Origin of the sequence: Stenotrophomonas sp. YAU14A_MKIMI4_1 (assembly GCF_003086855.1) — a bacterium.
Taxonomy (GTDB): Bacteria; Pseudomonadota; Gammaproteobacteria; order Xanthomonadales; family Xanthomonadaceae; genus Stenotrophomonas.
In genome coordinates, this window is the sequence record NZ_CP025998.1 from 3,522,764 (window position 1) to 3,545,251 (window position 22,488).

The following is a 22,488-nucleotide window of genomic DNA, read 5'->3' on the forward strand; positions in this document are numbered from 1 at the left end:
ATCTACTCTAACAAAGCGCGCAGGCCGCGCTGGTTCAGGGTTGCCGCGTGGGGTACAGCGGCGCCAGCCCAGTGTCGCCGGCCGCCTGCGGGGCCGACCAGTGCGGTCCGTCACGGAAGGCCACCCGCAGGCGCGCCCGCAGCGCGCCCAGTTCGCCCTGCACGCCCCAGCGCGCCTGCTGCAGGTCGCGCAGCACCTGGCGCTGTTCGGCGTCGGCCAGGCGTTCGATCACCTGCTCCAAGCGGTCCACACCGGCCATCGCGCACAGCTGTGCCTCCACCTGGTCAAAGCCGTCGGCATCCAGCGCGCGGCGCAGGTCGGCGGTGCTGCCGCCACCGCGGCGGACCGGTGCTGCCGTGCCCGCCGCGGCACCGGCCGGCGCCGCTGCCCTGCGGCCACGCCGCCAGCCCCACAGCAGGGTCAGCAGCCACAGCACGACCAGCCCCACCACGGCGGCCACCCACGGCCATGCCGGTACCGCGCGCGCCGTCGCGGCCAGTGCCGTCTGCGCTGCCGGGGTCGCATCCTGGCCGGGCAAGGCCGATTGCGTGTCGATCGGCTGCGGTGCAGGCACCCCGCCACGCCCGGCGCTGACCGCCAGGCGCAGTTCGGGCAGGCGCGCCTGCTGCGCCGTGCCATTGTCCACGTTCCACCAGGCCACGCTGGGCCCGGGCACCACCAGGTCGCCCGGCGTGCGCGGCACGATCGAATAGCGCCGGGTGATCTTCAGCCGCGGCGTGCTGCCGGTGAAGGTTTCATCGTATTGCGCCGGCTCGGCGAACACCTGCGCCGCATCGCCCAGATCGGGCACCGGCAGGTCGGTGAACTGCGCGCGCGTGGCCCCGTTGGCCACCGCTTCGACCACCACGGTGGCGGCCTCGCCGGTACGCGCGGTGTTCGGCGCACTGGTATAGCGCAGCTGCAGGCCGTGCAACGGCAGCCACGGCTGTGGCGCCTGCGCCGGTTGCTCGCGCACCTGCAGGGTGCGCTCGGGCGCGACGGCATTCATGCGGCCATCGCCGCCGTTGCCGAAGAAATCGTCGAAGAAGCCGCCGGCACTGCGGCCACTGAAGCGTGCGCCCGGCAGGCGCAGCGCACCGCTGCGTTCGGGAATCAGCAGGAAGCGCCGTTCAACCACGTTGTAGCGACGGCCATTGATCTGCCGCACATCGGTGCGGTCCTCGCCCACCCGCTGCAGCGATGCGCCCTGCGGCGTATCGAGCACCAGCTCGCCCGAGGCCAGCTGCGAGGCGAAGTACAGCCGCACCACCACGCCTACGCTCTGCTGTACGTAAGGCGTGTCATCGTCCACCTCGGTTTCGACGAAGGCGGCGGCATGGGTCTGCGCCGTCGCCACCGCCGCGGCGTTCACCTGCAGGGTGAGCGGCACCGTGCGTGCGGCGCCGACCTGCAGGGAAGGCACCTGCAGCACGCCGGTGCGGCGCGGCGTCAGCAGCACCGTGTACACATCGCGGCGCTGCATGCCGCCATTGCTCCACTGCACCTGACGGCTGCTGCTCTGTGCGCCCAGCGCGAAATCGACGTTCAGCGGCGTGTAGTCGGGCGCGCCCTGGTCGGTTTCCACATTCAGGGTGACCGAGTCGCCGGCGGCGATGGTGTCCGGTTCCAGCCACGCACGGGTCTGAGCCATCGCGGCCAGCGGCAACCACAACAGCCACAGGGCCAGCGCAGGCAACGCCCAACGTTCATGCACGCGTGCCTTGCGCTTCATCGCCCTTCCCTCTTTCTACGTTCGTTTTCCAACTGGAACTTGGTGCGCAGCAGCGCCCCCGGATCATCGGGAACGCGGCGCATCCACGCTTCCACGGCCTGTTGTTCCTCGCGCTGCTGCGGGGTGCGGCCGTCGCTGCGCGCGGCCACCTTGCCGGCCTGGTCGGCGCGCTGCGCCTGCTGCAGGGACTGCTGCATGCGCTGGCGCTGCTGGGCATCGGCCTGCGCCTGCGCCTTGGCGTCTGCGGACTGTGGTGGTTGCTGCGAATCACCCGCGCCCGAACCGTCCTGCTGCTCACCCGGCTTGCCGTCCTGCGGACGTTGCGGTTGGCCCTGCTGGCCTTGTTGACCCTGCTGCCCCTGTTGACCCTGACCCTGCTGGCCCTGCGACGGCTTGGGCTGCTGCGATGGGTTCTGCGACTTCGGCGGCTGTTTGCCCTGCCCTTCGTTCTTGCCCGGTGGCGGCTTGCGCTTGCGCGCGGCATCGACCACCGCGCGGTTGGCCACGGCATCGGCCATGCCCGGGTGCCTGGCCAGCGCCTTGTCATAGGCGGCGATGGCGCCGTCATAGTCGCCCTGGCGTGCCAGCGCGTTACCCAGGTTGTACCAGCCGGCATCGCTGTCGATGCCTTCGAACTTCTGTCGGGCCGCCGCGAAATCGCCGTTGTGGTACGCCTGCACGCCTTCGGCCAGGCGCTCGTGTTCGCGCTGGTCACCGCGTTGCCACAGCGTACCGTGCGCTGGGCTGGTGGCCGCGGCTGGCGGCGCGGCCTGCACCTGCCCGCTCAGCGGCAACAGGCCCACGGCCAGCACGGCGGCCAGCAGCGCGCGGCGACGGAACGCCAGCAGCGCCAGCAGCATCACCGGCGGCAGCAGCCAGTAGCCTTCGTCCTGCCACTGCCGGCTCTGGCCGGGACGCGCCTGTGCCTGCGCGCCACTGCCGTCCAACACATCCAGCGCCTGCAGGTCGCGATCATCGGCGGCAATGCGCTGGTAGCGACCGCCGCCGGCCGTGGCCACTGCGCGCAGCCCGGTTTCGTCCAACGCGGCCTGCGCGATCTGGCCGCTGCTGTCGCGGTAAGCGGCACCGGCGGGCGTGCCCAGGCCCAGCACCGACACCTGCAGGCCGAGTGCGCGCGCCTGCGCCGCAGCCAGTGCTGCTTCGCCGTTGGCCTGGTCACTGATCAGCAGGATGCGCCCGCGCAGCGCACCGGTCTGCCGCAGCAACTGCGTGGCCCAATCGATGCCGCGGTCGGCACGCTGGCCATCACGCGGCATCACATCCGGCGCCAGCGCGTCCAGGTACAGCGCCACGTTGGCCACATCGTCGGTCAACGGCGCCACCGTATAGGCATCGTCGGCGTAGACCACCAGGCCCACCTGCCCGCCCTGACGCGCCCGCAGCAGACCGCCGATCTTGGCCCGTGCCTGCAGCAGGCGCGACGGCGGCAGGTCGGTCGCGGTGATGCGGCTGGACAGATCCAGCACCACCACCAGAGGCGCGCTGGACTGGAACAAGGGCTGTGCCTGTTGCCGCCAGCTGGGCCCGGCCAGGGCCAGCACGGCCAGCGCCCAGCCCAGCACGATGGCCCACGGCAACCGCAGCCGTCGGCGCCCCTCGGCCGCCAGCAGGTGCGGCAGCAGATGCGCATCCACCGCCTGCCGCCAGCCTTCGCTGCGGCGCTGCCGCCACAGGGCGAAGGCGATGATCACCGGCAGCGCCAGCAACGCCCACAGCCAATCAGGCCGCATGAAATGCAGCGCGTTCCAGTCCGGCAGGGCCAGCGACAGGGCGATCATCGGCGGCGCTCCGACCACAGCCAGGCCAGCGAGCCCAGCAACAGCGCCAGTGCCAGCGGCCAGGCGTAGCGTTCGTCGCGCGGGCGCGTGCTCGGGCCCTTGCCGGCGATCGGCTCCAGCCGGTCCAGTTCGGCATAGATGCCCACCAGTTCGTCGGTATCGCGCGCACGGAAGAAGCGGCCGCCGGTCTGCTCGGCGATCCGCCGCAGCGTCGCCTCGTCCACCGGGTCGCGATCGGCGGCGATGGGAATGCCGAACAGGCGCATGCTGCCGTCGCCACCGAAGGCCACGGTGTGCACCCGCACGCCTTCGGCCTTGGCCAGCTCGGCCGCGCGCAGCGGTTCCAGCACGCCGGCATTGCTGACACCGTCGGTGAGCAGAATCAGCACCCGCTGCCCTTCCGGCTGCGCGCGCAGGCGTTTGACGGCCAGTGCGATGGCATCGCCGATGGCCGTCTCGCGGCCGGCCAGGCCGACCACGCTGTCGCGCAGCTGGTCGCGCACGCTGGCCAGATCGGCCGTGATGGGGGTAAGCGTGTACGCGCGGTCGCCGAACACCAGCAGGCCGACGCGGTCGCCGGCACGGCGGTCCAGGAAGTCGGCCAGCACCGCCTTGGCAGCGGTCAGGCGTTCCACCGCCTGCGGGCCCAGCACCATGTCCGGTTCGCTCATGCTGCCGGATACGTCCATGGCCAGCATCATCTGCCGGCCTTGCTGCGGCGGGGTGATGGCTTCGCCCAGCTGCTGCGGGCGGGCCATCGCCACGCACAACGCGGCCCAGCCCAGCCACAACAGCAGGGTGCGCAGCCACGACGCATCCACCCGCCCTCCGCCGGCCAGAGCCTGCAGTTCGGCGGCGGCATACGGCACGCGCAGCGCCGCGCCCGGCAATGCGCGGCGCGGCCAGAAATGCATCAGCAGCGGCAGCGGCAGTGCCAGCAACGCCAGCGGCCACGCCAGCTGCAGATCCGGCCAGGGCCAGTAGGAGGCCAGCAGGTTCATCGGCGGCGCTCCTGCAGCAGCTGCAGATAGCGCTGCCGCGCCCAGGTGCGAATGTCGTCCAGCTGCGAGGTTTCCATCTGCGGGCGGTACGGGCCTTCGGTCAGCAGGGTGCGCTGCGCATCAGGCAACGCGTCCTGCGGATCGATGCGCGCCCACCAGGCCGCATCCTGCAGCGCTTCGCTGCCCGGTTGCGCCTGGCGTGCCGCACGCCGCAACAGACCGGCAATCACCGCCAGCTCGGCCGGACCGGTGCCGGCGGCCCGCAGCTCCTGGTCGAAGGCGTGCAACCAGCGCTGGCGGCGACGGCGACGCCGGACCACGATCACCACGATGACCGCCAGCACCAGCACCACGGCGGCGATCACCATCAGCCAACCCGGCGCAGGCGGCCACCAGGCCGGTGCAGGCGGCAGCGCGACGTCGCGCAGCGGCAGCGCGGCGCTCATGCCGGCACCTCGGTGGCCGCCGGGGCCAACCAGGCATCGCTGGCGGCATCGGTCGAGAGCAACTGCACATCGACGCGGCGCGCCACCAGGTGCCGTCGCAGCGCGTCCACCGGCGCGACGAAATGGGCATGCCAGTGCGCCTGCACATCGCTGCGGCGCAGGTCCAGACTGACCCGCTGCTGTGGCGACAGGAACTGCAGCGCGGCCGATGGCGGCTGCATTTCCAGCGGATCCACCAGCAGCAGCAGCGTCACGTCGTGGTGTTGCGCCAACGCGCCCCAGCGCGCAGGGGCGATGCGCAGGGCTTGCTGCGGATCGGCCAGCACCAGCAGCCGCGCACCGGGGCGTAGCACGCGGCTGGCGTGGTCCAGCGCGCGCTCCAGGCCCAGATCGTCGGCGGGCGGCTGCGCGTACCAGCGGGTAAGCGCGTCGAGCACGCGCAGCACGCCGCGCGGCCCGCCAGCAGGGGCTACCGGCGGTTCGCGGTCGCTGCCGCGCAACGCCCCGATGCGGTCGCCACGGCGCTGCGCCGACCACGCCGCAATGGCGCCGGCACGCGCGGCCTGCACCGACTTGAAGCGCACGCGGGTGCCGAAGTACAGGGCCGGCGCGGTATCGGCCACGATCAGCGTGACCCGTTCGCGCTCGGCCTGGAACAGCTTGGTATGCGCTCGCCCGCTACGCGCGGTCACCCGCCAGTCGATATGGCGCGCGTCATCACCGGCCACGTACTCGCGCGATTCGGCGTATTCCATGCCTCGGCCGCGCAGCGGCGACGGTGCCTGACCGGCAAGGCCGGTGCGACCGCGACGCGGTGCCGGCGGGCGCTGCGCCAGGCCACGCAGGGCCACCAGTTCGGCCAACTGCGGTCGCAGGCCGTCACCGGCGCTGGGCGTGGAATGATCGGTCATGCGCAGGCTCAGGGCGCGGGCACGCGGGCCAGCAGTTCCTGCACCAGGCGCTCGCCGTCCCAGCCTTCGGCGGTGGCTTCATAGCTGGGCAGCACCCGGTGCCGCAGTACGTCGGCAGCCACCGCCCGCACGTCGTCGGGGGTGACGAAATCGCGACCGGCCAGCCAGGCGCGCGCACGCGCGCAGCGTTCCAGAGCGATGGACCCGCGCGGGCTGGCGCCCCAGGCGATGCGACGGCCCAATGCCGGGTCGTAGCGGCCGGGATCGCGCGAGGCCAGCACCAGTTCCACCAGGTAGCGCTCCAGCGCCGGCGCCATGTGCAGGTCCAGCACCTGGCGGCGCGCATCGAAGACATCCTGCATCGGCAGCTTGTCCGGCGCCGGCGGCGCTTCACCCAGCGCGCCGCGCGCACGTTCGCGCGCCAGTCGCAGGATCTCTGCCTCGGCGGCCTGGTCGGGGTAGCCGATGCGCACGTGCATCAGGAAACGGTCCAGCTGCGCTTCCGGCAGCGGGAAGGTGCCTTCCTGCTCGATCGGGTTCTGCGTGGCCATCACCAGGAACAGCGACGGCAGGGCGTAGGTGTGCCGGCCGACGGTCACCTGGCGTTCGCCCATCGCTTCCAGCAGCGCCGACTGCACCTTGGCCGGGGCACGGTTGATTTCGTCGGCCAGCAGGATCGGATGGAAGATCGGGCCGGGCACGAATTCGAAACGGCCTTCCTGCGGGCGCCAGATCTCGGTGCCGGTCAGATCGGCCGGCAGCAGGTCCGGGGTGAACTGCACGCGCGCGAATTCGGTTTCCAGGCGGGCGGCCAGCGCGCGGATGGCGGTGGTCTTGGCCAGGCCGGGCGCGCCTTCCACCAGCAGATGGCCGTCGGCCAGCAGCGCGATCAACAGCCGCTCGACCAGTGCGGCCTGGCCGACGATCTCCGCCGACAGCGCGTCGCGCAGGGCGGTGAAGGCGGCATGCAGCCGCGAGGTGGCCGGCGCAGGCGGCGGGGAGATGGATTCGGGCATCGGCGGTGGCAGGTTCATGGGGGCCTTTGACCGGCGCAGGACGGCACGGGTTCCCCACATCATCGCAGGCTGGTCCGGGGATTGGATCAAGGATGGATGAACGGCCCTGCACGCAGGGCGTGCATCCACAACGAAAAGGGGCCGCACATGGCGGCCCCTTCTCCTACATCCGGTGGCACCGATCAGCTGCGCTTGGCCACGCGCAGCACCTTCGGGGTCACGAACACCAGCAGTTCCGCCTTGTCCTTGTTGCGGCCGCGCTTCTTGAAGAGATTGCCCAGGAACGGCACGTCGCCCAGGAACGGCACCTTGCTGACGCTGTTGCGGTCGGTGAACTCGTACACGCCGCCGATCACCACGGTCTGGCCGTCTTCCACCAGCACGGCGGTGTTGACCTCGCGACGGTTGATGTTCGGCACCTGGCCGTAGCCTTCCAGCACGATGTAGCTTTCGACCTCGTCCTTTTTCACCGCCATGTTCAGGAACACGCGGTTGTCGTCGGTGATGGTCGGGGTGACCTTCAGTTCCAGCACCACTTCCTTGAACTGCACATTCGGCGTGGCTGCAGCACCGACACCACCACCGCTGATGGTGACGTAGCCGATTTCCTTACCCTGCTTGATCAGGGCTTCGCGCTGGTTGGTGGTGACCACGCGCGGGTTGGAAATGACTTCACCACGCGACTCTTCCTGCATGGCCGACAGTTCCACGTCCAGCAGGTAGCCGGCGTTGAGGATCGACAGTGCCAGCGAACCGGGGTTACTGGTAGAGGCCACCGGCAGGTTCCAGTTCAGGCCGCGGGTGATGGACGAACCGACCGCGACAGGACGGGGGCCCACGCTTCCGCCCGCAACCCAGTCACGAACGGCCTTGGCATTGGTTTCCGCTGCGTCAACCTGCGACTTGCGGGTCGCGGCATTGGCATCCAGATCACCACTGAAGTACACGTTGTCGCGGCTGCCGCTGATGCCGAACTTCGCACCCAGTTCGCGGGCGAAGGTATCGGTGGCGATCACGATGCGGCTTTCGATCAGCACCTGGTCGACCGGGCGGTCGATCACCCCGATCAGCTCACGCATGCGCGCGATCTTCTTCGGAATGTCGCTGATCATCAGCGTGTTGGTGCGCTCGTCGGCCACGATGCGGCCGCGCGAGGACAGGAAACCACTTTCTTCCTGCGACGCCGAACCACCGCTGCCGCCCCCCTGCCCGCCGCCGCTGTTGCCGCCGATGCCCTTGGCTTCGGTCAGCGCTTTGAATATCTGCGTGGCGCTGTGGTAGTTGATCTGCACGTAATCGGTCACCAAGTCTTCGCGGTTCTCGATCGCAATGCGCGCGTCTTCCTTTTCCTGCTCGAACTTGGCCAGTTCAGCCTGCGGCGCAACCCAGATCACGCTGCCGTCGCGACGCTTGTCCAGGCCCTTGGCACGCAGCACGATGTCCAGTGCCTGGTCCCACGGCACGTTGACCAGGCGCAGGGTCACGTTGCCCTGCACCGAATCGGACGCCACGATATTCAGGTTCGATTCGTCGCTGATCAACTGCAGGACGGTACGAACCGGAATGTCCTGGAAGTTGAAGGTGACCGGCTTGCCGCTGTAGCCGCGCTGCGGCACGCCCTTGGCGGCCTGGCTGACGCTGCCGGCGGTGACCGCACCCACCGCGGCCGGGGCCTTGCGCGGGGTGATCTCGACCACGTATTCGTTGCCGCTCTGGTAGGCCAGCGATTCGACCGCACCACCGGTGCTGAGCACCAGCTGGGTGCCGGCACCGGACGGCTTGGCGTCGATGCGCTGCACCGGCGTGGCGAAGTCGGTCACGTTCATCGGCTTCTGCAGGTTCGCCGGCAGGCGCGCGTTGCCCACATCCACGATCACGCTGTTGTCCTGCGTGCGCAGATCCGGGATGGCGCCCTGGCCGTCGAACTGCACGATCAGGCGGCCGCTGCCGTCGTCACCGCGCTTGAAGTCGATGCGCGACACCGCAAGGCTGGCCGGCGCGGTGGCCGGCGCAGCAACGGTGGTGCTGGCCGGCTTTGCAGCCGGTGCGGCAGCCAGCGCCGGAGCGCAGGCCAGCATCAACGCGACTCCCAGCGCGCTGATGCGGTTCAAGGTAGAGCGCCGGATGGGTCGCAGCCCCTTGGCTTGGTGAAAAGTCATCGTGCTATCCCCAGTAAACGATCATTGATCTTCCAGCGCGAGCGTAGCCGGACGTTCCAGCCAGCCACCCGCGCCATCCGGCACCAGTTCGATCAGCTCCACGCGGTCTTCGAAGACCGCGGTGACCCGCCCGTCGCTCTGCCCCAGGTAACCGCCCGGGCGTACCCGGTAGGTCACCTTGTCCGGCCCCATCACCAGCGCGACGGTACCGCCGCCGGTGCCGATGGTGCCGACCATGTCCAGTGCATCCAGCGGGAACCCTTCCAGGGGTTCCTTGCGCCGGTTCGGATCCGGGCGCAATCCGCCAGTCCCCTGCTGCGGATTGGTCCAGGCATCGGTGAACGGATCGCGCATGCCCTGCGCGGAATACTCGAAGGTCTCGAACTGCTGCATGACGGGCAGCGGCTCCAGCGGCTGCGCCGGTCGGGCGCGTTCGCTCTCGACCCACTTCTCAAGGTTGGGGGCATCGCCCGGCGTGCTGGTCACACCGCGGCCGCAGGCGGCCAGCAGCAGTACCGCCATCGCCATGCCACCGCGTGCAATGAAGGAACGGATCACTTCTGCGCCTCCTTGCCTGCTTCGCCTGCCTCAGCCTTCTGCTGTTCCGCCACCTCGGTTTCATCCAGGTAACGGTAGGTCTTGACCGTACCGGACAGCACCAGCGCACCGGCGCGGATGTTGCCGTTGGTCTTGTCGGCCGGCTTCAGGTTGATGTCGTGCATGGTCAGGATGACCACGCGCGGCAGCGAGGCCACGCCGCTGACGAACGCACCGAACTGGTGGTAGCTGCCCACCATGCTCAGCTTGATCGGCTTTTCGGCGTAGAACTCCTTGACCTGCTCTTCTTCCGGCTCGAACAGCTGATTGGCCAGGCCGCTGGACAGCGCGGTCTGCGAGATGTCGATGATCAGATCGGGCATCTCGGTCTTGCTGGGCAGCTGGCGCAGCATCTGCTGCAGCACCTGCTCCATCTGTGCCAGCTGCTGCTTCAGCGGTTCCAGGTTGACCGCGCGTTCCTGTTCCTTGGTGAATTCCTGGCGCAGGGTGGTTTCCTGGCTTTCCAGGGTCTGCAGCTCTTCACGCTTGCCGCTGATCAGCAGCATCCACAGCACGAAGATGATGACCAGGGCGATCAGCGAGCAGAAGACAATCTTGGCGTTGCGCGGCCAGTTGCCGATGTCGTTGAAATCCAGGTTCTTCAGTTCGACTTTCTTGCTCATGCGCGGTCCCCCTGCGGCAGGGCATGGAAGGCCTGCGGCGGCTGGGCCAGGCGGCTACCCTCGGTCTTCGGTGCGGCGGCCGGCGGTGCCGGTTGCGCTGCGGGGGGGGCCGGCGCGGCCGGTGCCTGCGGTGCAGGTGCCGGTGCGCTGCCCGGAGCCGGTGCATTGGCCGGCGCCGGGGCTGCGCCCGGTGCGGCCGGAGCAACCGGTGCCGCGGCATCCGGGCCCGCAGTGAGCGGGGCCACGGTGGGCGCAGCCGGTGCGCCGGTTGCCACGCTGCCGTCGGCGTTCAGGCCCGGAGTGGTCGACTCCTCGCTCTGTGCCGGCAGCTTCACCGTCACCTTGAACACATACGGCAGGGCCTTGATGTCAGCCACCGGACCCACCGGTGCGGCGTCCTTGTCTTTCTCAGGCTCGCTGGCCTTGATGATCGACAGTTCCGGGTTGGTCATCCAGCCGGACACTTCCAGGTTGCGCATGTAGGCGGACACGCGTGCGTTGGACTGCGTGCGGCCTTCCAGGGTAAGGGTGTCGCCATCCTGCTGCAGGGCGGTCAGCACCACGCCATCGGGAATAGTGCGGACCAGGGCGTCGAACAGGTGAACCATCTGCGAGCGCTTGGCCTGCAGCTGTTCGATCACGGCCTTGCGGGCCAGCAGACGGTTCTTCTGCTCGTCCAAGCGGTCGATCTCGGCGTTCTGCGCCTTCACCTTGGTGATCTCGGCCTGCAGGTAGGCATTGCGGTCCATCTGGCCGCTCACCTGCATGTCGTAGTAGAACCACACCAGCAGCGACAGCAGCACGCCGCCGAGTGCGGCCATGCCCAGCATGACCCCGAACTCGCGCTGGCGTTGCTTGCGCCGCTCGGCGCGCCAGGGCAATAGATTGATGCGTGCCATCAGTCGAAGCTCCTCAGTGCCAGACCGGTGGCGATCATCAGCGCCGGGGCATCCTGGGCCAGCGCCTGGGCCTGTACCTTCGGGCCCAGGGTCATCTGTGCCAGCGGGTTGGCGACCACGGTCGGCACGCCCAGCTGTTCTTCGACCATTTCCGGCAGGCCTGCCAGTGCAGCGCAGCCGCCGGCCAGCACGATGTGATCAACCCGGTTGAATTCGCTGCCCGCGTAGAAGAACTGCAGCAGGCGGCTGATCTGCTGCACCGTGGCTTCCTTGAACGGTTCCAGCACTTCCATTTCGTAGCTTTCCGGCAGCCCGCCCTGGCGCTTGGCCAGACCGGCTTCCTCGTAGCTCAGGCCGTAGCGGCGCATGATCTCGTCGGTCAGCTGCTTGCCGCCGAACACCTGTTCGCGGCTGTACAGGCTGCGGCCACCGCGCAGGACGTTCAGGGTGGTCATGGTGGCGCCGATGTCCACCAGGGCCACCACGCCATCGCTGGACACCGGCAGTTCGCTGGCCACCAGGGCGAAGGCGTTCTCGACCGCGAAGGCCTCCACGTCCATCACCTTGGCCTGCAGGCCGCCCAGTTCCAGCGCCGACTGGCGCAGTTCCACGTTCTCGGATCGCGACGCGGCCAGCAGCACCTGGACCATTTCCGGGTTGTTCGGGATCGCCCCGATCACCTCGAAGTCCAGGTTCACTTCCTCGATCGGGTACGGAATGTAGTTGACCGCTTCCAGCTCGATCTGGGCTTCCATGTCGTTTTCGTCCAGATCGGCGGGCATCGGGATCACCTTGGTGATCACTGCCGATCCGGCCACGGCAGCGGCGGCCAGCTTGGCCTTGCTGCCGGAGCGGTTCATCGCGCGGCGGATGGCCTCACCCACGGCCTCCACTTCCACGATGTTCTTCTCCACCACCGCATTCGGCGGAAGAGGTTCCACGGCGTAATGTTCCACGCGGAAACGGCTACCGCTGCGGGAAAGCTGCAAGAGCTTCACCGCAGTCGAACTGATGTCGACGCCTATGAGTGGCGACTGACTTTTTGGGATAAGCCCCACGGTTTCTCCCCTGCCGACGGGCACTTGGACACAAGAACTGTGTCCGCGCATTAATAACGTATTCTTAGCAAATGGCAACCACCCTGCTGTGAAGTCCCTCACAGGTTCACGATGCAGCCCCTGGCGTTTGTCGTTGCGTCCCCTGGTAGCGACCCCAGCCGCCACCGTGCGTAATCTATACTCTGCGACCACGAAATTCGCAATCGGAATCTGAACCCGATGACTCGACTCCGCCGCTGGCTGCGCTGGATCTTCCTTGTTGTACTGGTCCTGGCGCTGGTCGGAGCGGCCGCCGTGGGCGGCCTGTACTACGCTGTGTCCTCCAAGCTTCCCGACGTGCAGACCCTGCGCGACGTGGAAATGCAGGAGCCGATGTACGTCTACGCTGCCGACGGCAAGCTGATGGCGGTGTTCGGCGAGACCCGGCGCACCCCCATCACCATGAAGGACGTGCCGGACAAGCTGAAGAAGGCCTTCCTGGCCACCGAAGACGCCCGCTTCTATGAACACGGCGGCGTGGACTACAAGGGCATCGGCCGTGCGGTGTGGCTGCTGGCCACCACCAACGACAAGCGCGTGCCCGGTGGTTCCACCATCACCCAGCAGGTGGCCCGCCAGTTCTTCCTCAGTTCCGAATACAGCTACACCCGCAAGCTGGCCGAGATCCTGCTGGCCCGCAAGATCGAGTCGGAGCTGAGCAAGGACGAGATCTTCGAGCTGTACCTGAACAAGAGCTTCTTCGGCAACCGCGCCTACGGCGTGGCCGCCGCGGCCGAGTTCTACTACGGCAAGAAGCTGAACGAGCTGGACCTGGATGAAATGGCCTCGCTGGCCGGCATCCCCAAGTTCCCCTCCTCGGGCAACCCGATCTCCAACCCGGAACGTGCCCGCCAGCGCCGCGACAACTACGTGCTGCAGCGCATGGCCGACCTGAAGTTCGTCACCCAGGCCGAGGCCGACGCGGCCAAGGCCGTGCCGATGCACGCCACCGCGCACGAACCGCCGGTGCAGGTGGAAGCGCCCTACGTGGCCGAACTGGTGCGCCAGGAAATGATCGCCCGCTTCGGCGGCGATGTGGTCAACAAGGGTTACCACGTCACCACCACCATCGATGCCACCCTGCAGACCGCGGCCAACCTGGCCGTGCGTGACGGCCTGCTGCTGTACGACCACCGCCACGGCTGGCACGGCGTGGAAAAGCAGGTGACGCTGGGCGCCGGCGACGATGCCGCGGCCCTGGCCGAGCACCTGCGCGGCATGTACGGCCAGGCCGGCCTGCTGCCGGCCATCGTGGCCAGCACCGGCGCCGATGGCAGCGCCACGGTGGTGCTGGCCAACCGCAGCGAGATCGTGCTGCCGGCCGGTGCCGCCAAGTGGACCAACAAGACCCCCGGCAAGCTGGTGCAGCGCGGTGACATCGTGCGCGTGCGTGCCGGCGCCAAGGAAGGCGAGTGGCTGCTGGACCAGATTCCGCGCGGCCAGTCCGCCCTGGTCTCGCTGGACGCCCACAGCGGCGCATTGAAGGCGCTGGTGGGTGGCTTCAGCTTCTCGGGCAACAAGTTCAACCGTGCCACCCAGGCCCGTCGCCAGCCCGGTTCCAGCTTCAAGCCGTTCGTCTACGCAGCCGCCTTCGACAAGGGCTACAACCCGGCCTCGATCGTGCTGGACGCCCCGGTGGTGTTCCGCGACCGCCGCGGCAAGACCTGGGCGCCGCAGAACGACGGTGGCGGTTTCCGCGGCCCGATGCGCCTGCGTGAAGCGCTGGTGCAGTCGCGCAACCTGGTGTCGGTGCGCCTGCTCGACGGCATGGGCGTGGACTATGCGCGCAAGTACATCAGCGAGTTTGGCTTCGCCGAATCGGAGCTGCCGCCGAACCTGTCGATGTCGCTGGGTACCGCCTCGCTCACCCCGCTGTCGGTGGCCCGTGGCTATGCCGTGTTCGCCAACGGCGGCTCGCGCGTGGACACCTGGCTGATCGACCAGGTGAACGACCGCGACGGCAACCTGGTGTTCAAGGAAAACCCGGCGCTGGCCTGCCGCGAGTGCGCCGGCAGCAGCGACCAGCCGGTGAACCAGGTGGTGGACGGCTTCAACTTCGGTGCCCCGGCGCCGAAGGTGGACCCGACCGCTGCCGCCAAGCCGGCCACCGAAACCCCGGCCGCGCCGGCCAACCCGGATGCCCGCACCGCCCCGCGTGCGATCGATGCCCGCACCGCCTACCAGCTGGTGTCGATGATGCGCGACGTCGTGCAGCGCGGCACCGGCACCGCCGCCAAGGTGCTGGGCCGTGAGGACGTGGGTGGCAAGACCGGTTCCACCAACGACCACCGCGACGCCTGGTTCTCCGGCTTCGGCGGTCCCTACGCCACCACCGTCTGGGTGGGCCGCGACGACTTCCGTTCGCTGGGCTACCGCGAGTACGGCGGCAAGGCCGCCCTGCCGATCTGGATCGACTACATGCGCGTTGCGCTGAAGGACACCCCGATCGCCCAGAACGAGCCGCCGGCGGGCATGGTGCAGACCACGTTGAACGGCGCCACCGAGTGGGTGAAGGTGGAAGACATGGACCGCCTGACCGACTACGACCTGGACCTGCAGAGCACCCCGCAGGCCGACGCCGCCGCGTTCGATATCTTCTAAGGAAGGCATGGGTGGGAGCCAACCGTTGGTTGGCTCTGCGTGCCGACCAAGGTCGGCACCTACCAGAGCAAGGTAGCGGGCCAACCTCGGTTGGCCCCACACAGTCCGGTAGCGGGCCAACCTTGGTTGGCCCCATGCAGCCCGGTAGCGGGCCAACCTTGGTTGGCCCCATGCAGCCCGGTAGCGGGCCAACCTTGGTTGGCCCCATGCAGCCCGGTAGCGGGCCAACCTTGGTTGGCCCCATGCAGCCCGGTAGCGGGCCAACCTTGGTTGGCCCTTCGTGCCGACCAAGGTCGGCACCTACCAGAGCAAGTGCCGACCTTGATCGGCACCCGCCAGAGCAAGTGCCGACCGAGCACGCGCATGTCACATCCCTGCGCTACTCTGTACCCAGGTCGCAACAGGAGTCATCGCATGCATCGCGCACGCCAGCATGCTGCCAGCCAGACCCGCGAGCGACGCCATCGCCTCGCCCACGAAGCCGCCCGCCTGATGGCCGAAGGCGGTATCCGCGACTACCACCAGGCCAAGTTGAAGGCCGCCAGCCGGCTCGGCATCCACGACGATGCCTCCCTGCCCCGCAATTCCGAGATCGAAGACGCCCTGCGCGAGCACCAGCGGCTGTTCGCCGGCCCCCAGCACAGCAGCCAGCTGCAGCGCCGCCGCGAGGCTGCGGTCAACGCGCTGGATTTCCTGCACGGCTTCGCCCCGCGCCTGGTCGGCCCCGTGCTGGACGGCACCGCCGATGCCAACAGCCCCGTGCAGCTGCACCTGCACAGCGACGATGCCGAGGCCGTGCACCGCTTCCTGGACGAACACCGCATCCCCGCCGAATCGCGCACGCGCCGCCTGCGGCTGGACCGCGAGCGCAGCCTGGACGTTCCGGTCTGGGTGTTCAGCGCCGAGGAACTGACCTTCGACCTGGCCGTACTGCCCTACGACGCCCTGCGCCAGGCGCCGCTGTCACCGGTTGATGAAAAGCCGATGCGGCGCGCTTCGGCGGCGCAGGTGCGGCAGCTGCTGGCCGAAGACGAAGCCAGCAGCTATTTCGGCACATGAGGCAGCGCCGGCCGCGACCGGCGCCCCCCTCGCCCACCTACCACTGGCTGTACGGCAGCTGGTCGCGATACATCACCCGCCCCATCAGCGGCCACGGCTCCCGATAACTGGCCTGGTACATCATGTTGGCGTGCATGCGCCGCAGGTCATGCAGTATCCACAGGTGTGCGTGCACATCGCCGAAGTCGTCCGCCCAGCCATGGGCCAGGCGACTGCGCTCCCCCTCCAGTTCCGGCACCACGTCCTCCGGCACCTCCAGTACCGGCTGCAGTGCCTGGTGCACCTGCATGCTGCGTTCGCTCGCCTCGTGCAGGGTCTGGATGTACTCGCTCACCTTCTCGCAGGGGTACGGTGCGCACACACCGGCCATGCCGATGTAATCGGCAATGTCGGCCAGCATGTCCGACTGCAGTTGCAGCGACACCGGCACCTGCAGGGCCTGCCGCACCTGCATGGCCCGCTGCGCACCGGCCACGATGCGCGCATGGGTAGTGAACGGCGTCAGCCCGCGGCCATCGGCATGGCGCACGGCCCCCATCCGCCGATGTGCCTCGTAGGACAGCATCTCCATGCGCACCTGCGCCGCCTGCGGGTGCACGCGCGGCACCGAGGGGTTCATCGCGCGCCAGCCCACCCACACAGTCGTGGCCAGACACACGCCCATGAAGACCACCACGAGCGTGACCGAATTGAGGTAACGCCGGTAATAGTGGAACTTCGCGCGCAGCGTGTAATAGCGCCGGTAGCTCATGAAGCGGCTCACGTAGCGATAGCTGCGCATTTCCTGTTCCAGCCTGCTGGAACGCCGTCCCGGTTCGGGGTTCTGCTTGTCAGTGCTCATGGTTCACCAGCCAATGCCCAGGCCCACGCCCATGGTGCGTTCACCGCTGTTGGTGAAGGCACCATTGAGGCTGAAGGTGGCCGAGCCCTTTTCGTTGAGGACACGCTGGTAGCCCACCGCCATGGCCGATTCGCCATCGCTGTAGCCCACGCCCGCGCCCAGGCGGTTGTAGGTGTTCAGGCCCGCGGTGTTCATCGCCATCGCGCTCTGCGCGCTGCTCATCGCCGCCATGCGGTTGAAGCGCTTGTCCATCTTGTCCAGGCGCGCATCCACCTCGCGGGAGATGCCATCGCTGTACTCGTTGGCGCGGGCCAGCATCTTCTCCAGTTCCGCGGTGTCGACCTGCGGGGTGGGCTCCTTCGGCGTTTCCGGGGTGGCGTTGGGGGCCTTTCCGGTGTCGGCCACGGTCGGCGTTTCGGCTGGCGGCTGCAGGGCTTCCGGCGTACTGGCAACGCGTGCCTGCGGCTGCCCGTCGATGCGCTGCTCCAAGCCATCCATGCGCCCGTTGAGCTGCTGCTGCACGTCGTGCAGCTGCCCGCCATTGACCGCATCCCGGCTACCGGCAGCCACCAGACCGTTGGCCACGTTGGAAATGACCATGCCCTGCGCACCGGCCAGGGTGAGCTGGTTCAGGCCATCGCCGCGCGTGGTGGTGTCCTGGAAGACCGAGCGGAGCTGGGTTTCCACCTGGTCCACGCGAGAGCCCTGGGTGGTGACCGCACCATCGAGCGACTGCAGGGCATCGTTGAGGGTGGACTGCTGCTGGCCCTGGACGGTGAAGTGTGGGCCGACGATGTTGCCGTTGCTGTCGATGTGGGCGCCGCCGCCTAGGGTGGCGAGAGTGGCGTTGAGTTGGGCGACGGTGGTGGCGTCCTGGGCGTTGCGGCCGTTGGCTACGTTTACGATGCGGCGTTCGTAGCCTGAACGGCCGATGGAGATTGTGTCGGCCTCACCGGCGTACGAGTTGTAGCCGAGCGCCACGCTGTTGGTTGCGCTTTCGTGCACGACGGATCGGGCGCCGAGTGCGATGCCCCCGCTGGCTTGAACTTGCGAGCCGGTTCCCAAAGCGAAGCCTTCTATCGCATCCTCCAGCACCCAAGAGCCGCGCCCTAGTGCAACGGAGTTTGTCGCCATGGCTTTCGCGTAACTGCCGATAGCAGTTGCCCCCTCCTGTCCACCTGATGGCGCGGCCTCCGCAGAATCACCAACCGCAACTCCAAGCAAGCCCGACGAAGCCCTGGCACTATTCTCGTACGAACCAATGGCAAGGAACCGGCTCTGCTCCTGAATTTCATCCAGCCTGCTGTTTGTCAAATGCAATTGCCCACCGTTCACAACATCCTTGCTTCCTGGGGACAATTCGCCATCCGCCACGCCGGTCAGTGTCGCGCCGCCGTAGTCAATTACGCTCCCTGTCTCAGCCGCAGACAGGCGTGCAAGATCGTTGTCTGTCACCTGAGAGTCGCGCAGTGCATCCAGATCGCTGCGATTGCGGGCGATCTCCTGCTTGGCGTCGTGCAACTGGCTACCCGTCACTGCATCGCGACTGCCGGCCGCGATTCGGCCATCTGCCAGATTGGTCAGCACCGCACCCTGTGCGCCGGACAGCGTGACTTGGTTCAAGCCATCAGCACGGATCGTGGTGTCCTGGAGTGCGGAGCGCAGCTTGCCTTCCAGCGAGCCGACGCGTGCATCGGTCACAACCACCGCACCATCCAGCGCGGCCAGCGAATCGCCGACGGTGTTGTGGCTGCTCCCCTGAATCGCGTAGATGGGCGCGATGATGTTGCCGTTGGCGTCGAGGCTGGCACCGCCGCCAAGGGTGGCGAGCGATTCCTGCAACTGCATCACGCTCACCGCGTCATTACTCCCCGCGCCACGCGCAACGTTGACAATTCGCCGCTCGTAGCCTGCTCGACCAATGGAAACGGTGTTCGCTTCATCAGCATACGAGGAGTATCCGAGCGCGATGCTGTTGGTCGCATCCTCGTGAACCACAGATCGAGCGCCAACTGCGACGCCCCCACTCGCTTGGACATGTGAACTTGCACCTAGCGCAAATCCTTCTGTAGCGCCTTCAACTACCCAAGACGCGCGCCCCAGTGCCACCGAGTTGACACCAAGTGCTTTCGAGAAGCTTCCAACGGCGGTGCCACCTTCACCAGTCGGTGACGACTCCGCGGAATCACCGATGGCGACGCCCAGCCACCCGGCCGAAGCGTCCTCACTGAACTCGTCGTAGCCCACCTGCAGGAACCGGCCGCCTTGCTCCATCTGGTCGATCCGTGCGTTGGTGGCAAACAACTGCCCACCATTCACCGCATCAGTACTCGTCGCAGAGCTGATATCCCCCGGACCAACCCCCTTCACCACCGCACCCTCAAGATCCACCAGGGTCCGCTCGGCGTTGAACTTCACCACGCCCTCCAGATCCGGTTCGAAACCATCGAAGTCGGCGCGCAGACGATCCAGGTCCACACGGTGATCAGCCAAGCGATCAGCGTGATCCACCAGCTGCAGATCCTGCGCCTCGTTGCGCACCTCGGCCGTACCCACACGCTCGTTAGTAGCAAACAGCTGCTGCCCCGTCACTGCATCGGTACTTCCCGCCCCCAGATTGCCGTTGGCGATATTCTGGATGCGACGGCGCGAGCCACTCTTGTTTGACACGTCCAGTACGGTGCCGGTGTTCTCGGCGCCCAGCCGGACCTGCCCGCTGGCCGACACCTGCCCGATCAGGCCCGCCACGGTACCCACCTGGCCGACAGCGCTGTCGGCCGCCGCCTTCGCGGCCGTTGCGGTGGACTGCGCGGTGGTCACCGCCGTATTGGTGGCATGCAACTGCTGTCCGGTTACGGCATCGGTGCTCGATGCACTGACCGTGGCATTGGCCACGTTGCTGATACGGCGGGCAGCGCCGTTCTTGTTGGCCACATCCAGCACGGTACCGGTGTTCTGCGCGCCCAGGCGCACATTGCCGGTGGCGGAGACCTGCCCGACCAGACCGGCCACAGTGGTCACTTGCCCAAGAGCGCTATCGGCGGCCGTCTTGGCGGCTGTGGCCGTGCTGCTCACACTGGCCAGCGTGGTGTTGGTGGCGTGCAACTGCTTGCCGGTGACCGCATCGCTGCTGGTTGCGCTGAGCGTGCCATCGTTGACGTTGACGATCCGGCGCTTGACCGTGTCGTTGCCGACCGAAATCTGATTCACACCGGTAGTTCGCGAGTTGCTTCCAAGCGCAACGCTGCCGGCGAAGCTGGACACTGCGTCGTCACCCAGTGCAACCGCATTGGATGTGGACGCTACGGCATCCATGCCCATGGCGATGGAACGATTACCCAGTGCTTTGGCGCGATAGCCGATGGCCGTGGCGGCATTCGCGCTCCAGCTGCCGGAGCCAATCGACGTGGCACCCACACCATTGTTGTTCTCGCCATCCTCACCTACGCCGGCGCGCGCCTTTGGCCCCAGCGCGACGCTATCGCGGCTGTAAGCAGCGGCGTTGGTTCCCAAGGCAACTGCAGCCGAATCGCCACTGCCGCCGGCCACAGCCAAACGCCCGAGCGACAGCGCCTGCGCATCCACGCGAGCCGATACCGAGTCCGCCGCGCTCTTCGCTGCAGTCGCCGTTGTCTGCGCCGTCGCCACCGCCGTGTTGGTGGCATGCAGCTGCTTGCCGGTTACGGCTTCGGTGCTGGTGGTGCTGAGCGTGGCATCGGCCACGCCGATCAACTTGCGATTCGCATTGGCTTTGTTGCGGATGTCCAGCTGGGTGCCGGTGTTGTCACCACCCAAGCGTACGGCGCTGCTGGCCGAGGTCTGGGTGACCAGTCGCGTGTTGACCAGTGCCTGATCGGCAGCCGTCTTGGCGGCATTGGCGGTATTGGTGGCGGTGGTCACGTTCTGGTTTGTGGCGTAAAGCTGCCTCCCGGTCACCGCATCGGTACTGGCGGCCGAAAGCGTTCCGTTCTCTACATTCACAATCCGTCGTTTGAGCGAGTTGTTTCCCACAGAGACGGTTCTTGTTTCGGTCGCCTCAGAACTCGTACCCAGTGCAACCGAGTTTGTTGCCTGAGCCTTTGAATATTGACCGATAGAAACTGCATTGAACTCCGCCCGCGCGCTTCCTCCTAGAGCGACTGCTCCAGAGTGCCCCGCAGTTCCTGCGAACGCATTGCCACCAATGGCGATGCGAGAGTTTCCTGTCGAGGTATCGACCGTGCGCGAGCCACTGCCCACCGCTATCGAGTTCTCCCCGTAGGCGCGCGCGTCATTGCCTAGCACAGTAGTTCCTACGCCATTCCCTAGCGCGGTTGCACCAATGATGGTGCTGTAGCCTTGCTGCGCCCTGGCGCCATATCCGAACACCGTATTGAAATCGCCACTGGTCCGGATCGAGTGACCGAATGCAGTAGAAAACTGCCCACTCGCATTCATACCGACACCCGTGAACAGCACGTTTCTTGAACTGGGAGCGACAACGGAGTGCACATAGTCGTCAACGCTCCCGAATGACGGTGTACAACGGTAGTAGGTCCCGCCCAGTTCCCCGCTACAGGATTCGTTGAACATGGCATAGCCGCTGCCGAGCGTGGATCCATCGGCCATCGGCATCTGGCCCATTACACCAGCCCTGAATCCATACCCTGCATGTGCCGCCGAGCGCATCGCTTCCTGCATGGCAAGCTGGGTGGCGGGTGCCCCCAGGTCATTGCCCAAGATTTCCAGTGGTACATCACCATCTTCATTCTCGCTGCCAAGCTCCGATGCAACAGACAGCAGGGGTGTGCCAAGCAACATCAGCAGCACGCTGGCCAGTCCGCGCGGGCCAGCAGCACGCTTGCCACGCGCCGCGGCCAACTCACTGGCCACGACCCAGCACTGCCGCGCAGTGCACCAGATACGACGGTAGATCTTGTTCATGGTCATTCCTTAACAAGGAAGGGAAAAGATGCCCGTCGCGACCGATCTGCCGCGACGGGTCGAACACTTCAGAGAGACAGGGCCTGCACGTGTTCGCGATAGCCATCGCGGGTCAACCGATAGCGCAGCTGCAGGCGGTTGCCGGGCTTCGGGGTAAAGGGAAGTTGCAACGAGGCGCCCGGATAAAGGCTGCGCGAGACGTCATGGGCGGTGCAGGCACCGCTTGCATCGCAGTCGGCCACGCTGGTCAGGCCCACCCGCAGCGTTCCGGCGTTGACCAGGCTGTCGCCCTGTACGCGCACGTCCACGCGTCCATTGGCGGGAACCACGTTCACCAGCGCGCCCCAGACCAGGCTCATGCCCACCGCGGCGCGGGTGGCCGGGTCGTCCGGCTCGGCATCATCGGGACCGCGTACACCTTCGAAGTACACCCGGTAGGCGGTCTCTTTCTCCACCGGCTGCAGTGGAATGACCCGGATCAGCCGATTGGCGCCACCCGCCAAGGCGAACTTGGCGGGGGTGATCGTGATCGCCGCATCGGCCGGCTCGATCTCGATTTCCTGCTCGTCAGCACTGGCTGGATCGTCAATGCGACGGATCGAAGCCTGCACGTACTGCGCGGTGGTGGACTGCGAGTACACGCGGATCTGCGCGCCCTTGCGGGCCTCCACCGAGGTGCGCATGGGATGCACGGTCAGGTTGGCGTGGGCGGGCACTGCTGCAAGCAGCAACGCGCAGGCGAACAGGCAGGGCAAAGCGGCATTCATGTGAAGCTCCATCAACA

At 67.4% G+C, this 22,488-nt stretch carries 16 protein-coding genes; 2 read left to right on the top strand and 14 right to left on the bottom strand.

Features of this window, described 5'->3' with window-relative positions:
- Window positions 1-34: 34 nt before the first annotated feature.
- From C1931_RS16035 to C1931_RS16085, 11 genes are all read right to left on the bottom strand, one after another.
- Complete coding sequence (locus tag C1931_RS16035; RefSeq protein WP_108757048.1) at window positions 35-1,732, bottom strand: BatD family protein; 1,698 nt, start codon at window positions 1,730-1,732, stop codon at window positions 35-37.
- The gene (locus C1931_RS16040; RefSeq protein ID WP_108757049.1) at window positions 1,729-3,531 is read right to left on the bottom strand and encodes a VWA domain-containing protein; all 1,803 of its coding nucleotides are present in this window, start codon (window positions 3,529-3,531) and stop codon (window positions 1,729-1,731) included. Before C1931_RS16040 ends, C1931_RS16035 begins: the two co-directional genes overlap by 4 nt.
- Window positions 3,528-4,532 (bottom strand): VWA domain-containing protein, encoded by a 1,005-nt coding sequence (locus C1931_RS16045; protein WP_108757050.1) that lies wholly within the window; start codon window positions 4,530-4,532, stop codon window positions 3,528-3,530. The genes C1931_RS16040 and C1931_RS16045 overlap by 4 nt, the downstream gene beginning before the upstream one ends.
- On the bottom strand, window positions 4,529-4,978 hold the full coding sequence (locus C1931_RS16050) for a DUF4381 family protein (RefSeq protein ID WP_108757051.1): 450 nt from the start codon (window positions 4,976-4,978) through the stop codon (window positions 4,529-4,531). The genes C1931_RS16045 and C1931_RS16050 overlap by 4 nt, the downstream gene beginning before the upstream one ends.
- Window positions 4,975-5,889, bottom strand: a complete 915-nt coding sequence (locus tag C1931_RS16055) for a DUF58 domain-containing protein (RefSeq protein WP_108757052.1) — start codon at window positions 5,887-5,889, stop codon at window positions 4,975-4,977. The genes C1931_RS16050 and C1931_RS16055 overlap by 4 nt, the downstream gene beginning before the upstream one ends.
- An 8-nt stretch (window positions 5,890-5,897) precedes the next feature.
- Complete coding sequence (locus C1931_RS16060) at window positions 5,898-6,923, bottom strand: MoxR family ATPase (RefSeq protein ID WP_108757053.1); 1,026 nt, start codon at window positions 6,921-6,923, stop codon at window positions 5,898-5,900.
- Window positions 6,924-7,087: 164 nt separating this feature from the next.
- Window positions 7,088-9,064, bottom strand: a complete 1,977-nt coding sequence (locus C1931_RS16065; RefSeq protein ID WP_108757054.1) for a type IV pilus secretin PilQ family protein — start codon at window positions 9,062-9,064, stop codon at window positions 7,088-7,090.
- A gap of 21 nt (window positions 9,065-9,085) precedes the next feature.
- A complete protein-coding gene (locus C1931_RS16070) occupies window positions 9,086-9,622 on the bottom strand; it encodes a pilus assembly protein PilP (RefSeq protein ID WP_199911376.1) in 537 nt (178 codons plus the stop codon).
- Window positions 9,619-10,284, bottom strand: coding sequence for a type 4a pilus biogenesis protein PilO (gene pilO / locus C1931_RS16075; RefSeq protein WP_108757055.1), 666 nt, complete (start codon window positions 10,282-10,284; stop codon window positions 9,619-9,621). The genes C1931_RS16070 and pilO overlap by 4 nt, the downstream gene beginning before the upstream one ends.
- Window positions 10,281-11,183: a PilN domain-containing protein gene (locus C1931_RS16080; protein ID WP_108757056.1), complete on the bottom strand. Its 903-nt coding sequence runs from the start codon at window positions 11,181-11,183 to the stop codon at window positions 10,281-10,283. Before C1931_RS16080 ends, pilO begins: the two co-directional genes overlap by 4 nt.
- Window positions 11,183-12,241, bottom strand: a complete 1,059-nt coding sequence (locus C1931_RS16085) for a pilus assembly protein PilM (protein ID WP_108754021.1) — start codon at window positions 12,239-12,241, stop codon at window positions 11,183-11,185. Before C1931_RS16085 ends, C1931_RS16080 begins: the two co-directional genes overlap by 1 nt.
- A gap of 219 nt (window positions 12,242-12,460) precedes the next feature.
- Between C1931_RS16085 and C1931_RS16090 the strand changes: the two genes are divergently transcribed.
- The gene (locus C1931_RS16090) at window positions 12,461-14,881 is read left to right on the top strand and encodes a penicillin-binding protein 1A (protein WP_108754022.1); all 2,421 of its coding nucleotides are present in this window, start codon (window positions 12,461-12,463) and stop codon (window positions 14,879-14,881) included.
- Window positions 14,882-15,295: 414 nt separating this feature from the next.
- Window positions 15,296-15,940 (top strand): hypothetical protein, encoded by a 645-nt coding sequence (locus tag C1931_RS16095; protein ID WP_108754023.1) that lies wholly within the window; start codon window positions 15,296-15,298, stop codon window positions 15,938-15,940.
- A gap of 37 nt (window positions 15,941-15,977) precedes the next feature.
- Here C1931_RS16095 and C1931_RS16100 read toward each other — a convergent pair whose 3' ends face one another.
- The 3 genes from C1931_RS16100 to C1931_RS16110 all read right to left on the bottom strand — a co-directional run bounded on the left by C1931_RS16100 (window position 15,978) and on the right by C1931_RS16110 (window position 22,471).
- Window positions 15,978-16,781 carry a hypothetical protein gene (locus C1931_RS16100; protein WP_108757057.1) on the bottom strand — a complete coding sequence of 268 codons (804 nt, stop codon included), beginning with the start codon at window positions 16,779-16,781 and terminating at the stop codon, window positions 15,978-15,980.
- Between the two features lie 3 nt (window positions 16,782-16,784).
- A complete protein-coding gene (locus tag C1931_RS16105; RefSeq protein WP_108757790.1) occupies window positions 16,785-21,704 on the bottom strand; it encodes an ESPR-type extended signal peptide-containing protein in 4,920 nt (1,639 codons plus the stop codon).
- 68 nt (window positions 21,705-21,772) lie between these two features.
- Window positions 21,773-22,471 (bottom strand): pilus assembly protein, encoded by a 699-nt coding sequence (locus tag C1931_RS16110; RefSeq protein WP_108757058.1) that lies wholly within the window; start codon window positions 22,469-22,471, stop codon window positions 21,773-21,775.
- Between the last annotated feature and the right edge of the window lie 17 nt (window positions 22,472-22,488).